At 65.3% G+C, this 13,740-nt stretch carries 12 protein-coding genes; 9 read left to right on the top strand and 3 right to left on the bottom strand.

The window, feature by feature from the left end; all coding sequences use genetic code 11:
* Both P7F68_RS16565 and paaN read right to left on the bottom strand, forming a co-directional pair.
* On the bottom strand, positions 1-304 hold a 304-nt coding region (locus P7F68_RS16565), incomplete at its 3' end, for an enoyl-CoA hydratase-related protein (protein ID WP_277834796.1).
* A 10-nt stretch (positions 305-314) separates the two neighbouring features.
* On the bottom strand, positions 315-1,982 hold the full coding sequence (gene paaN / locus P7F68_RS16570; protein WP_277834798.1) for a phenylacetic acid degradation protein PaaN: 1,668 nt from the start codon (positions 1,980-1,982) through the stop codon (positions 315-317).
* 359 nt (positions 1,983-2,341) lie between these two features.
* Here paaN and paaX point away from each other — a divergent pair, with 359 nt between their 5' ends.
* The gene (gene paaX / locus P7F68_RS16575; protein ID WP_277834800.1) at positions 2,342-3,436 is read left to right on the top strand and encodes a phenylacetic acid degradation operon negative regulatory protein PaaX; all 1,095 of its coding nucleotides are present in this window, start codon (positions 2,342-2,344) and stop codon (positions 3,434-3,436) included.
* 19 nt (positions 3,437-3,455) lie between these two features.
* Here the strand turns inward: paaX and paaY are convergent, their stop codons facing one another.
* On the bottom strand, positions 3,456-4,079 hold the full coding sequence (gene paaY, locus P7F68_RS16580; protein WP_002929391.1) for a phenylacetic acid degradation protein PaaY: 624 nt from the start codon (positions 4,077-4,079) through the stop codon (positions 3,456-3,458).
* A gap of 64 nt (positions 4,080-4,143) precedes the next feature.
* Between paaY and P7F68_RS16585 the strand changes: the two genes are divergently transcribed.
* The 8 genes from P7F68_RS16585 (at position 4,144) to P7F68_RS16620 (ending at position 13,715) form a co-directional block, all read left to right on the top strand.
* On the top strand, positions 4,144-4,965 hold the full coding sequence (locus P7F68_RS16585; RefSeq protein ID WP_277834803.1) for an IclR family transcriptional regulator: 822 nt from the start codon (positions 4,144-4,146) through the stop codon (positions 4,963-4,965).
* A 346-nt stretch (positions 4,966-5,311) separates the two neighbouring features.
* Complete coding sequence (locus P7F68_RS16590; RefSeq protein WP_002938929.1) at positions 5,312-6,460, top strand: ABC transporter substrate-binding protein; 1,149 nt, start codon at positions 5,312-5,314, stop codon at positions 6,458-6,460.
* 111 nt (positions 6,461-6,571) lie between these two features.
* Positions 6,572-7,609, top strand: a complete 1,038-nt coding sequence (locus P7F68_RS16595) for a branched-chain amino acid ABC transporter permease (protein ID WP_002929384.1) — start codon at positions 6,572-6,574, stop codon at positions 7,607-7,609.
* Complete coding sequence (locus P7F68_RS16600; protein ID WP_002938928.1) at positions 7,606-9,399, top strand: branched-chain amino acid ABC transporter ATP-binding protein/permease; 1,794 nt, start codon at positions 7,606-7,608, stop codon at positions 9,397-9,399. Before P7F68_RS16595 ends, P7F68_RS16600 begins: the two co-directional genes overlap by 4 nt.
* 14 nt (positions 9,400-9,413) lie before the next feature.
* Positions 9,414-10,205, top strand: coding sequence for an ABC transporter ATP-binding protein (locus tag P7F68_RS16605; RefSeq protein WP_002929376.1), 792 nt, complete (start codon positions 9,414-9,416; stop codon positions 10,203-10,205).
* A 43-nt stretch (positions 10,206-10,248) separates the two neighbouring features.
* Positions 10,249-10,851, top strand: a complete 603-nt coding sequence (locus P7F68_RS16610) for a hemerythrin domain-containing protein (RefSeq protein ID WP_277834807.1) — start codon at positions 10,249-10,251, stop codon at positions 10,849-10,851.
* Between the two features lie 180 nt (positions 10,852-11,031).
* Positions 11,032-12,357, top strand: a complete 1,326-nt coding sequence (argA, locus tag P7F68_RS16615) for an amino-acid N-acetyltransferase (RefSeq protein ID WP_277834872.1) — start codon at positions 11,032-11,034, stop codon at positions 12,355-12,357.
* Entirely contained in the window at positions 12,354-13,715 is a 1,362-nt protein-coding gene (locus tag P7F68_RS16620; RefSeq protein WP_002929371.1) for a GGDEF domain-containing protein, read from the top strand. Before argA ends, P7F68_RS16620 begins: the two co-directional genes overlap by 4 nt.
* Positions 13,716-13,740 lie beyond the last annotated feature (25 nt).

Genomic DNA, 13,740 nt, shown 5'->3' on the forward strand with positions numbered 1-13,740 from the left:
GCAGGTTCTGCAGGCGCAGCACCAGCGGCTTGTAGTTCTTGTCGACGACGTCGCCGATGTCGGGTAGGCGGCCGTCGGGCTGCGTGGCCATGTCGGGGTCGGCGAGGTCCTGGCCGGCGCAGAAGGCTCGCCCGGCACCGCTCAGCACCAGCACGCGCGCGGCATGGTCGGCGTGCACGCGGTCCAGTGCGTCACGCAGTTCGGCATGCATGTCGCCGGTGAAGCTGTTGAGCTTGTCGGGGCGGTTGAGCGTCAGGCGGGCGACGCCCGCCTCCACTGCGAACTGGATGTTCTGGTATTCCACGAGCGCCTCCTCAGACGTGATAGCGGCGCTGAACGACACGGAAGCGGTTGGCGACGAAGGCGGAGTCCGCATACGAGGCGTTGGCAGCCGGGTTGCCACCTGTGCCGTGGTAGTCGGAGAAGGCGGCCGACTGGTTCACGAACACGCCGCCGGTGAGGTTGATCGACAACGCAACCTTGCCGCGCCAGGTGGCCTCGGTCATGGCGTCGATGACGGCCTGCTTGGTCGAGTACAGGCCGACTGTGAGCGCACCATGGACGCTGACTACGCGCTCGGACAGCGCGATGCCGGCGGCGGTGTCGGCGACCTTGACAATGAAGCTGATCGGTCCGAAGCGCTCCTCCATGTAGGCCTTTTCGTCGGCGGCGTCGCAGGCGAGCAGCACCGGGGTGCGTACCTTGGCGTTCGGGAACTCCGGGTTGTCGAGCTTCTGCGAGGCGAGCACCACCTTGCCCAGTTCGCCGCTGTTGGCGATGTCGATGCGCTCTGCGGTGTCGGCCGACTGGATCGCGCCGAGCACCGCGTGAGCGACCTCGGGCTTGGACAGGAAACGCTCGACGGCGCGGGCGAGGTCGGCGCAGAACTCGTCGTAGCTCTTGTGGCCGTCTTCGGTCTCGATGCCGCCCGCGGGCACGAAGATCGCCTGCGAGGTGGTGCACATCTGGCCGGAGTAAAGCGACAGCGTGAAGGCCAGGTTGCCGAGCATTGCCTTGTAGCTGTCGGTGGAGTCGATGACGATGTTGTTCACGCCAGCGAGCTCGGCATAGACCTGGGCCTGGCGGGAGTTGTCGATCAGCCACTGGCCGAACACGTTGCTGCCGGTGAAATCGACCGACTTGACCGCCGGGTGGGTGGCGAGCTTCTGGGTGACACTGCGCTGGGTGGCGACGCACAGGCTCACCAGATTGGGGTCGATGCCATTTTCGGCGAGCACGGCGCGGATGGTGCGCACGGTGATCGCTGCCGGCAGGATGGCGTTGCTGTGCGGCTTGACGATGACTGCATTGCCGGTGGCGAGTGCTGCAAACAGGCCCGGGTAGGTGTTCCAGGTCGGGAAGGTACCGCAACCGATCACCAGGCCTACGCCGCGGCCGACGACCTGGAAGTGCTTCTTCATGACCAGGGGCGGGTTCTTGCCCTGCGGCTTTTCCCAGGTGGTCTCAGCCGGCACGAAGCTCTGCTCGCGCCAGGCGTAGGTTACGGCCTCGAGCCCGCGGTCCTGGGCGTGCGGGCCGCCGGCCTGGAAAGCCATCATCCAGCCCTGGCCGGTGGTCATCATCACCGCGTGAGCGATCTCGAAGCTCTGTTTGTTGAGGCGGTCGAGGATCTCCAGGCAGATTCCGGTGCGGCCATCCGCTCCCACGGCCTGCCAGCCCTTCATGGCCTCGAGACCGGCAGAGATCAGTGCATCCGGGTCGCACACCGGGTAGCTGACGTCGAGCGCGATGCCGTAGGGCGAGGCTTCGCCTCCGTGCCAGCCGGTCTGGCCCGGCTGATCGAGCTCGAAGCGCTTGCCCAGGTGCGCCTCGAAGGCACGCTTGCCGTCGTCGGCTGAGGTTTCGCCGTAGAGCTTCGGGCTCGGCATCTCCGGGAAGGGCGTCCAGTAGCCACGCGTCGCAATCGCGGACAGCGCGCCATCGAGGGTGTCACGGTGCTTGTCAAGAAGGGGGTGGCTCATTCGTCTCTCTCCGGGGGAGTGGTTCTGTGTTCAAACGATACAAATGTGATGCCGAATGGTCAATAGAAAGTATCGTTCTGATGTTGTTGAAAACGCTCGTATTACACTATTGGAAAGACGTTCCGTAAAACAAAATAATAATAAAAACAGATGGATAGGATTTATTTCGTCTGCACTACAGGTCCTGTATATTTTCCATAGAAAGTTTTTATGATTTATGGTGGTTGTTGATGTGATACAAAAATGGTCAGAAAAAATGTTTTCAGGAGTCGTTTTGTGGATTCTTTCAGATCGTCCGCTGCAGCGCCGAGAACCTGCCCTCGGACCGGCTTCGATATGGCGGGTGGGGCGTGGCGCGAGTGATCGGCGGCGGTACTGCGATGGCGTCGAAACGGGGGCTCGGCGTTGCCGAAGAGGTGCCTGAGGGGCGTCATCTGCCTGTACGCAAGCCACTGAATCCGCTAGACTTCCGCCCCCAAAACGCACGCTCTCCCGCCGCTATCGTGTCCTCTCCCTCGCAGCAGATCCTCGACGATTTCCGTCGCAAAGACCGTGTGCATGCGGGCTCGCTCATCATCTCGGTGTTCGGCGATGCCGTGGTGCCGCGGGGAGGGCGCATCTGGCTGGGGAGCCTCATCCGCTTGCTCCAGCCTCTGGGTCTCAATGAGCGTCTCGTGCGGACGGCGGTGTTTCGTCTGGTGCGTGACGAGTGGCTGGCGAGTGCGCCTGCAGGGCGGCGGACGGACTACCTGCTCACGCCGTCGGCAGAGCAGCGCATGGATGAGGCGTCGCGGCTCATCTACGCGGCTGCGATGCCGCAATGGGACCGGCGTTGGCGGCTGATCGTCACTGTCGGCGAGTTCTCGTCCCGGGACCGTGATCGCCTGCGCAAGGCCTTGACGTGGCACGGCTTCGGGGCACTCAACAACGACTGCTTCGTGCATCCAAGCGTTGACTTGATCGCTACCTTTGACGCGCTCGTGGCCGAGGGCCTGGGCAGCCTGCTCGATCGGCTGAAGCCGCTGATCGCGGCGGACGCTGCGCTGGGCGCGGCGGCGACGGATGCGGCGATGGTGCATTCGGCCTGGGACCTGGCGCACCTTGCTGACTTGTATCGGGACTTCGTGGCGCGCTACCGGCCCGTGCTGGGGCAGTTGCGCGAGGGCAGCTTCGAGACGAGCGATGAGACAGCCCTGCTGCTGCGCGTGCTGCTGATCCACGACTACCGTCGTCTGCTGCTGCGCGACCCGGTGCTGCCCGACGTCCTGCTGCCGTCCGACTGGCCGGGTCAGAAGGCCCGGCTGCTTTGCCGAGAGCTTTACCGCAGGCTTCTGAGCGCGTCGGAACGCCACCTCGATGCCTGCTTCCAGCTTGCCGACGGTTCGGTGCCCGAGGCGTCGCCGCGCCTGCATGAGCGTTTCCGGGACCCGGACCTGCTTTCCCTGCCGACCTGATGCAGTGCTTGTGCGGGGCTCAGCCCTCGCGCTTGCGGGTTTCGACGAGCGGGATCACGTCCGGCATCTCGATGCGCTTGCGGCCAGGCTCGACCGCGGCCAGCGGTGTCGTTTCGCATAGCGTTGCCAGGCAGCGCCGGGTCAGGTCCTGATAGGTCGCGGTGCCCTGGCTCTTCCAGCGGATCTCGTCTTCACTGAGCGGGCGGACGACCTTTGCCGGCACGCCGGCGACGAGCACGCGTGCCGGGATCTCCGCTCCCGCCTTGACGAAGGCCGAGGCGGCGACGATGGCTTCCTCGCCGATCACCACGTTGTCCATGATCACCGCGTTCATTCCGATCAGCGCATTGCGCCCGATGCGGCAGCCGTGCAGTACGGCGCCGTGACCGATGTGGCCGTCCTCTTCAACCACCGTGTCGGTGCCCGGGAAACCGTGCATGACGCAGGTGTCCTGCAGGTTTGCACCGCGTTCCAGGATGAGGCGGCCGAAGTCGCCGCGCAGGCTGGCACAGGGGCCGACATAGCAGCCCGGGCCGATGATCACGTCACCGATAAGGATCGCCGAGGGGTGAACGTAGGCGGTCGGGTCGACCACGGGCACGATGCCATCGATTGCATAGACTTTGAGTTCCGGCTTGATCACGCGCGCGCTCCTGAGGTTTGTGTTACATATAAATAAACGATTTCTCCAATAAGGAATAGTCCCGATGGGCAGCGCGAACGAAGAACTTGACGGCAAGCATGGGGTTCAGTCGCTCGAGGTGGGCATGAGCATTCTGCGTGCGATGGCGACGGGAAGGCGTTCGATGATGCTCAAGGAGATCGCCGAGGCAGCTGGCATGCCGCCGTCGAAGGCGCACCGCTATCTGGTCAGCCTCATCCGCAGCGGGCTGGTCGAGCAGGACCGGCTGACCTCGCGCTACGACCTGGGGCCCTTTGCGCTCAACCTCGGCCTGGTGGCCCTCGATCGCATTGATCGCATCCGTCTGGGTCTGCTCGCGATCACTGATCTGCGTGACGAAACCAACGAGACCGTCGCCCTCACGGTGTGGAGCGATGCCGGTCCGGTGGTGGTGCGCTGGGAGCGTCCGCGCCGACCGATCACGGTGAACGTTGTCACCGGTACGCATCTGAGTCTGCTGCGCTCGGCGGGTGGGCGCGTGTTTGCGGCCTGGCTCCCCGAGCGCCAGACCGAAGCCCTGCTGCGTCGCGAACTGGAGACGGGCAGGGCGCCCGCGGGGGTTGCGACCCTTGAGGACGCGCGGGCGCTGCTGGCGCAGGTGCGCGAGTCCGGTGTCGTCGTCCTCAGTGGCGACTATTTTGCGCGCGGCGTCGAAGCTGCCGCGGCGCCGGTTTTCAACTTCAAGAACGAGATCACCATGGCGATCGCGATCGTTGGTGTCGAAGGGTCGATGGACCTCTCCATGGACGGCGAGACGATTGCGGCGCTGCGTCGTACCGCGGCAGCGCTCTCGCGACGGCTTGGCGCCACGTTGGACTCGCTTGCGATGGACGCCGATATTCAATAGAGCGGCACGGCGCGGGCTTGGCGCGACCGCGGCGAAGGTCGCGGATGAGAGTGCGGATGAGGCAGGAGGAGGCTCGGTTGTGAGCGTCCTCCTGCCTTTTTCGTTGTTGGGGCAGAGGGGCTCAAGCAGGGTGTTCATGCGATACAAAATAATGTCTTGACGCGCTGTTTTGTATCATTTCTAATAAGAGAAACGTTTTCTGTAATGCAGAATTTGGTCCAGGCGGATGCCTCGCCCAGGTTCTCGGCAAGGTCCAGAAGCACAAGGCGCCGAAGTCCGGGGCGGCGCCGTGAGACAGGCCCGTCACGGGTACCCGGCTGTTTGCATCAATATCGGAGGAGAAACCATGAAACTGCGTCATACCCTGCTGGCAGCAATCAGCCTCGCCTTTGCCGCCTCCGCCGCCCACGCCGAAATCAAGGTCGGTGTCGTCGTCTCGGCCACCGGTCCTGCGGCGTCGCTGGGCATCCCGGAGCGCAACACCGTGGCGCTGCTGCCGACCACCATCGGTGGCGAACCGGTGCGCTACATCGTGCTCGACGACGCTTCGGACACCACCACGGCGGTCAAGAACGCGCGCAAGCTGGTTGCCGAGGACAAGGTCGATGTGCTGATCGGTTCGACGACCAGCCCGGCCTCGCTGGCGATGATCGATGTCGCGGCCGAGACCAGTACGCCGATGATCTCCCTTGCCGCTTCGGCGCGCATCGTGTCGCCGATGGACGACAAGAAGCGCTGGATCTTCAAGACGCCGCAGAACGACCAGCAGATGGCTTCGGCGATCGTCGAGCACATGACCGCCAACAACGTGAAGCGGGTGTCCTTCATCGGCTTTGCCAACGCCTACGGCGAAGGCTGGTTCGAGCAGTTCAAGAAGCAGGCCGAGGAGAAGGGGATCGAGCTCGTCGCCAACGAGCGCTTCAACCCGGCCGATACCTCGGTAACCGGCCAGGCACTCAAGCTCATGGCCGCCAAGCCGGATGCCGTTTTCATTGCCGGTTCGGGTACGCCGTCCGCGCTGCCGCAGAAGACGCTGCGCGAGCGTGGCTACAAGGGGCCGATCTACCAGACGCACGGCGTGGCCAACAACGACTTCCTGCGTATCTGCGGCAAGGACTGCGAAGGCACGCTGCTGCCGGTCGGTCCGGTGCAGATGGCACGCAGCCTCGACGACAGCCACCCGGTCAAGGCGAGCGCGCTGGCCTATGTGGAGAAGTACGAGGCGGTGCATGGCGAGGGTTCGGTGTCGAGCTTTGGTGCCTACGCCTGGGATGCGGGCGTGCTGCTCGAAGCGGCCGCTCCGGTTGCGCTGCAGGTGGCCAAGCCCGGGTCGGCCGAGTTCCGCAGCGCCTTGCGCGACGCGCTCGAGGGCGTGAAGGAGGTGGCGGGTGCGACCGGCATCTACACCATGAGCGCGGATGACCACCTTGGTCTGGACGAGCGCTCGCGCGTGATGATCGAGATCCGCAACGGCACCTGGTCGCTGCTCAAGTAAGTCCTGAGGCGCGGAGCGCTTGCGCTCCGCGCCTGCCCGTGTCGCGCGGCCGGCACGGTGTTTTCAACTCGACTGGCGTTTTATGGCGGCCAGCGGACATGGGGTACATCCATGGATATGTCAATTGCACTGATCCTGGGCCAGGACGGCATCACCAACGGCGCGATCTACGCGCTGCTGGCGCTGGCTCTGGTACTGGTGTTTGCGGTCACACGGGTGATCTTCATCCAGCAGGGCGAGTTCGTGGCCTACGGCGCGCTGACACTGGCGATGATGCAGTCGGGTGCGACCCCTGCGACGGTTTGGCTGCTGGTGGCGATGGGGGGGCTGGTGACGGCGTTCGACGGCCTCAAAGCCCTCAAGGCCGGCCAGATGCAGCGTGCGGGCATGGTGGCGGGCTGGAACCTGGCCTATCCGTTGGCGCTGGTGGCTGTGTTGTCCGCGCTGCCGGTCAATGAACTGCCGCTGGTGCTGCAGGTTGTGCTCACGCTGGCGATCGTGGTGCCGATGGGACCGATGATGTACCGCCTGATGTACCAGCCGATCGCCTCTGCGCCGGTGCTGATCCTGCTGATCGTGTCCGTGGCCCTGCATATCGCGATGGTGGGCCTGGGGCTGCTGTTCTTCGGCGCCGAGGGGCACAGAACGCCGGCCTTCAGCGAGCTCAGCTTCGATCTCGGCCCGCTGATGGTGACGGGGCAGACGATCTGGGTGCTGGTGGTGTCGGTGCTGCTGATCGTGGCGCTCTACCAGTTCTTCGAACGCACGCTGTACGGCAAGGCCTTGCGCGCAACCGCGATCAACCGCGTCGGGGCGCAGTTGATGGGGATCTCGCCCGCGCTTGCCGGCAAGCTCACCTTCTTCCTGGCCGCTTTCATTGGCGCGCTCTCGGGCGTGCTGATCGCCCCAATCACCACCATCTATTACGACACCGGATTCCTGATCGGGCTCAAGGGCTTCGTTGCCGCCATCATCGGCGGCCTGGCCAGCTACCCGATCGCCGCGCTGGGCGCCATTGCAGTCGGGTTGCTCGAAGCCTTCGCTTCATTCTGGGCCAGCGCGTACAAGGAAGTCATCGTGTTTACGCTGATCATCCCCGTGCTGCTGTGGCGTTCGCTGACCAGCCACCACGTGGAGGAGGAAGAATGAGAACCGACCGTCTGGTGCTGGGGGCCTTCCTTGCCCTGCTGTTGATGGTGCCGGCGATCCTGTCGCCGTACTACGTGACGCTGCTCAACTACATCGGCCTGTATGCGATGGTCGCCCTCGGCCTGGTGCTGCTCACCGGCGTGGGCGGGCTCACGAGCTTTGGCCAGGCGGCCTTCGTCGGCCTGGGGGCCTACACCACCGCTGCGCTGACCACGGCGACGGACCTGCCGGCCTGGCTGGCCTGGGTGGGGGCTTCGCCCTGGCTCACGCTTGTGGCGGGCTTGCTCATTACCGCTGCCGTGGCGGTCCTGCTGGGTTCGCTCACGCTCAAGCTGTCGGGCCATTTCCTGCCCTTGGGTACGATCGCCTGGGGCATCAGCCTGTACTTCCTGTTCGGCACCATGCAAAGCCTGGGCGGGCACACCGGCATCACCGGCATTCCGCCCATCGAGTTGTTCGGCTGGACGCTCGATGGCGGCGGCGAGATCTTCTACCTGATCTGGGCCTTCCTGCTGCTGGGCATGCTCACCACCCACAACCTGCTCGACTCGCGCGAAGGGCGCGCGATCCGCGCCTTGAAAGGAGGCAGGGTGATGGCAGAGGCGATGGGTGTCGACACCGGCCGTGCGCGCATGATCATCTTCGTGATTGCCGCGCTGCTGGCCTGTGCCTCGGGCTGGCTGTATGCGCACATGCAGCGCTTCGTGAACCCGACTCCGTTCGGTGTGCATATCGGCATCGAGTATCTATTCATGGCGGTGGTCGGCGGTGCTGGCTATGTGTGGGGGGCGATCGTCGGCGCGGGCGTCATCACCGTGCTCAAACAGTGGCTGCAGGATTGGCTGCCGAGCCTGCTGGGCGCGAGCGGCAACTTCGAGATGATCGTATTCGGCATCCTGATGGTGCTGGTGCTGCACCGCGCCCGTGAGGGCCTGTGGCCGATCCTCAAGAAGCTTGTGCCGATGCGTACCATCCACAAGACGATCGATGCCCAGGCCGAGCCTCTGCCGCGGCGTACGCTGCCCGCGCCCGGGACGCTGATCCTCGAGGCCAAGGACGTCACGCGCAGGTTCGGCGGTCTGGTGGCGAACAACAACATGAGCCTCGAGGTCAAGGCCGGCGAGATCCTCGCCTTGATCGGCCCCAACGGTGCGGGCAAGAGCACGATGTTCAACCAGATCTCGGGTGTCGATACGCCGACCTCGGGCGAGGTGCTGTTCCTGGGCAAGCCGGTGGCCGGTCGTGACTCGCGTGAGATCGCCCGCATGGGCATGAGCCGCACGTTCCAGCATGTGAAGCTGCTGCCCACCATGAGCGTGCTCGAGAACGTGGCCATCGGCGCACACCTGCGCAGCCACAAGGGCGTGCTCAGCTCGGCCTGGCGCCTGGACCGCGCCGAAGAGGCGCGCATCCTCAAGGAGGCCGCGCACCAGATCGAGCGTGTGGGTCTCAAGGACCATATGTTCGACGAGGCCGGCAGTCTTGCGCTTGGCCAGCAGCGCATCCTCGAGATCGCACGGGCCCTGTGTGCCGACCCCTGCCTGCTGCTGCTCGACGAACCCGCGGCCGGCCTGCGCTACAAGGAAAAGCAGGCGCTCGCCGAACTCCTGAAGAGGCTGCGCTCGGAAGGCATGGCCACGCTGATCGTCGAGCACGACATGGATTTCGTGATGAACCTGGTCGATCGCGTGGTGGTGATGGAGTTCGGCCAGAAGATCGCCGAAGGCCTGCCGGAAGAGGTGCAGCAGAACCCGGCGGTGCTTGAAGCCTATCTGGGCGGCGTGGAGTGAGCGAGGAGAACGCGATGACACAACAAACCCAAGCCAGCGCGCCCTCGAACGCGAGTGCGAAGAACCCGGTGCTCGAGGTCAAGGAGCTGTGTGTGTCCTACGGCAAGGTGGAGGCGCTGACCAACGCCAGCATCACCGTCGGCGAGGGCCAGATCGTCACCGTGATCGGCCCCAACGGGGCGGGCAAGACGACGATGCTGTCGGCGATCATGGGGGTGCTCGGTTCCAGAGGGCAGGTCGCCTTCGACGGCAGCCTGGAGGTGGTACCCGAGGTCGAGCGCATGGTTGCGCGCGGCATGACCCTGGTGCCGGAGAAGCGCGAGCTTTTCGGCGAGATGAGTGTCGAAGACAACCTGGTGCTTGGCGCCTTCCAGCGCTACCGCATGGGCAAGCGCGACCACGCGCAGACGCTCGAGGAGGTCTATGCGCTGTTCCCGCGTCTGAAGGAGCGCCGCGATCAGCACGCCGGCACGATGTCGGGTGGCGAGCGCCAGATGCTGGCGGTGGGCCGCGCGCTGATGGCCAAGCCCAAGCTGCTGATGCTCGACGAGCCGAGCCTCGGGCTTGCGCCGCTGATCGTGCGCGAGATCTTCCGCATCATCAGCGAGCTGCGCCGGCGCGGCGTGTCGATCCTGCTTGTCGAGCAGAACGCGCGCGCCGCGCTGCAGGTGGCCGACTACGCCTATGTGCTCGAGACCGGCCAGATCGCCATGCAGGGCCCGGCGCACGAACTCGCGGATGACCCGCGCGTGATCGAGGCCTATCTCGGCTTTGGTGGCAAGCACCAGGCGATGCTGTCGACCTGAGCTCGCCCGCGAAGCCGGACCCCAAACGTTAAAGGACATTCCCATGGACGCGATGCGCATCCTGATGGACGAACACCAGTCGCTGGCGGCGATCATCCACGCCATCCGCCACATGATCGGCGAGATCGGTGCGGGCCGCCTGCAGCCCGACCACAAGTTGCTCGAGGCGATGGTGCACTACCTCGATGCCTACCCCGAAAGGCGCCACCACCCGAAGGAAGACGAGTTCCTCTTCGGGCCGCTGCGCGCACTCACGCATGATGCCGATGCCGCGCTCGACCGTCTCGAAGCCGAGCACGCTCAAGCCGAGGCGCGCATCGCCGTGCTGGACGCTGCGGTCAAGGGCTACGCGCAGGACCCCACGGGCGGACTCGAGGCTTTCAAGCGTGCCTTCGAGGACTATGCGGCCTTCTACCGCAGCCACATGATCACCGAGGAGCGTGAGGTGCTGCCGCTGATCCGCAAGCACTTCACCGCCGAGGACTGGGACAGGGCCAATGCCGGCTTCATTGCCGATGATCCCTTGAGCGGCGCGCGCGCCGGCGCCAGGGCAGGCGAGGAGGACTTTGCGCAGATCTTCTCCCGGCTGGTCGCTGCCGCACCGGCGCCGATCGGGCTTGGTGCGGGGCCGTACAAGGCCGATTAGCGCGCTGCACCGCCCTTTCGGCGGCGAGGGCCGCGCTGCGGCGGAGGATCCGGGCTAGAATTCCGGCATCAATTCCATTTGGCCGGGCAGCCCGCGCGCACGCCCGGCTTCAGCAGCGGTGAATGTGTGAGCGCCGAAAACAACAACGCCAGCCCCGGATCTACTTCTTCCTCTCCCACCGTGCCGCGGGTCGATGACGCCACGGCTCAGTTCGTCGCCTGGGTGCGCGGCGCGGCGCCTTATATCCACGCCTTTCGCGGCCGTACCTTCGTCGTCGGATTCGGTGGCGAGGTGGCAGCCGGTGAGCGCGCACAAAGCCTCGCCTACGACTGCAACCTTCTCGCGGCGCTCGGCATCCGCCTCGTGCTGGTGCATGGCGCGCGTCCCCAGATCGACGCCGAGCTTGCTCGTCGCGGCCTGGAGTCGCGCTTCCACCACGGTTTGCGCGTCACCGATGCAGAGGCGCTCGAGTGCGTCAAGTCGGCCATGGCGGTGACCCGCTTCGAGGTCGAGGCGCTGCTCTCCCAGGGCTTGCCCAATACCCCGATGGCCGGCAGCTATATGCGCGTGACCGGTGGCAACTTCATCACCGCGCGGCCAGTGGGGGTGATGGAAGGCGTCGATTACCAGTACACCGGCGCCGTGCGCAAGATCATCGCCGACGAGATCAACGCCGACCTCGACCAGCAGAACGTTGTGCTCATCACGCCGCTCGGCGTGTCGCCGGCCGGCGAGATCTTCAATCTGGCCATGGAAGAAGTGGCCGAGGCGGTGGCGATCGCACTCAAGGCCGAGAAGCTCATTTACCTTTGCGACGCCCCTGGCTTGCTTGACGAGGCAGGCCTGCTCATCGAGTCGGTCACCGCGGACGAGGCCCAGCGCAAGCTCGACACTGGCGAAGGCCTGACCGAGGACCTGCACTTCTTCCTGCCGAGTGCGATTCGTGCAGTACGCAAGGGTGTTGCACGCTGCCACCTCATCGATCGCGACCTCGACGGCGGCCTGCTGCTCGAGTTCTTCACCCATGCCGGCGTCGGTACGGTGGTGTCGCGCGACCCGCTGTTCCGCCTGCGTGAGGCCTCGGTGGACGACGTGGCGGCGCTGGTGTCGTTGATATCGCCGATGGAGGCCGACGGCACCCTGGTCAGGCGCGGGCGTGAACTGCTGGAACAAGAGATCGAACGCTTCACCGTGGTCGAACACGATGGTGTTCTGGTCGGCTGCGCAGCGCTTTATCCGTTCAGCGAGGACAACGCGGCCGAACTCGCCTGCCTGGCGGTCATGCCCGAGTATCGCCGAGCCGGGCTCGGCGACCAGCTGCTGCGGCGCATCGAGCGGCGGGCGCGCCTGCAGCGCCTGGAGCGCCTGTTCGTGCTCACCACGCGCACCGCACACTGGTTCCGCGAGCGCGGCTTCAGCGAGATCGGCCCGGAGGCGCTGCCGCGCCAGAAGCGCGAGCTCTACAACCTTCAGCGGCGCTCGAAGGTGTTCGTCAAGACCTTATGATCTGGGGGCGCAAGCTGGACCGGGACGATGAGCTCGCCAGCCTGCGCGAGCTGGCCGAGGGCGTTCACGGCGTCGAGGCCTTGTTCGACGAGGCGCTGCGTCTGACCTGGATCAGTCCCTCGATTGGCCGGCTCACCGCGCAGGCGCCTGCCGACTGCATTGCGGCCGGGGACTTCTTTGCGTTCCTGCTCCACGAGTCGGATCGCGATTTCTGTCGGCGCATGGCCAGGCAGGTGCTCGACACCGGCTTGCCGCAGGATTTCGAGTTGCGTCTGGTGGCGCGCGATGGGCGGGTGGTGTGGGTCGCCATGCACTGGCGGCGTCGGGCTGGCGGCCTGCGCCTGTCGGCCGAGGATATCCAGGCGCGCAAGGAGGCCGAGTACGCATTGCTCGAGACGGTGGCCGAGTTGCGCCGCGCTCAGGCCCTGCGTGAGCACTACCTGTTGCGCAGCAACGACGAGCGCCAGCGTTTGTCGGCCCTCTTGAATCTGATCCGCTTGGGGATCCTGTTCATCGATCATGACCGTCGCGTGCTTTACCACAACCGCGCCATGCTCGAAATCTGGGCCTATCCGCCCGCTACGGAGCTGGTCGGCAGCAGGGAGGCCGTGCTCAAGCGCCAGGCCGCGCACGTGCTGGCAGATCCTGAAGCGTACTTCGGTCATATCGATGCGGTGGTGGGTGGCCGGGAATCCGCAAGCGAGGAGCACGAGTTCGTATTCGCTGATGGTCGTGTGGTGACCGATCGCTCGGCCGTCGTGCAGGGGGGGGAGCAGGGGCGAGGTATCGGCCGGGTGTGGATCTACGAGGACGTGAGCGAGGCACGCCGGACCTCGCGGCAGTTGGTAGAGCTGGCGGTGCGCGACGAACTGACCGGGCTCTACAATCGCCGCCGTTTCCATGAGGAGCTCGAGCGCTTGCTCGCGGACGCCGAGCGGCGACATTCGGCAGTGGGCCTGCTCGCTTTCGATCTCGATGGCTTCAAGCCCATCAACGACTCATTCGGGCACCAGGCCGGAGACGAGGTGCTCGTTGGACTTGCACGGGCGCTCGGGCGCATCGTGCGCAGGAACGAACTGCTTTTCCGTATCGGTGGCGACGAATTTGCCCTGCTTGTGCCCGATGCGAGCATTGATGAGTTGCTCGAGCTTTCGCACCGTTTGCTTGAGACGGTCGCGGCGTCGCGATTCTGCTTCGAGGGTGATGAAGTGGGTGTTACCGCGAGCGTGGGCATTGCGCGCTTCCCGGCAAACGCCCGACGTGGTGATGCGCTCGTGGCGGCGGCCGACGAGGCGCTCTACCGCTCCAAGAGCGAGGGGCGCAACCGCGCGACGGTGTCGGGACGGATGGGCGCCTAGGGTTTGCGCCGAATCGGCTAGAATC

Source organism: Thauera mechernichensis (genome assembly GCF_029588855.1).
Lineage (GTDB): Bacteria > Pseudomonadota > Gammaproteobacteria > Burkholderiales > Rhodocyclaceae > Thauera > Thauera mechernichensis.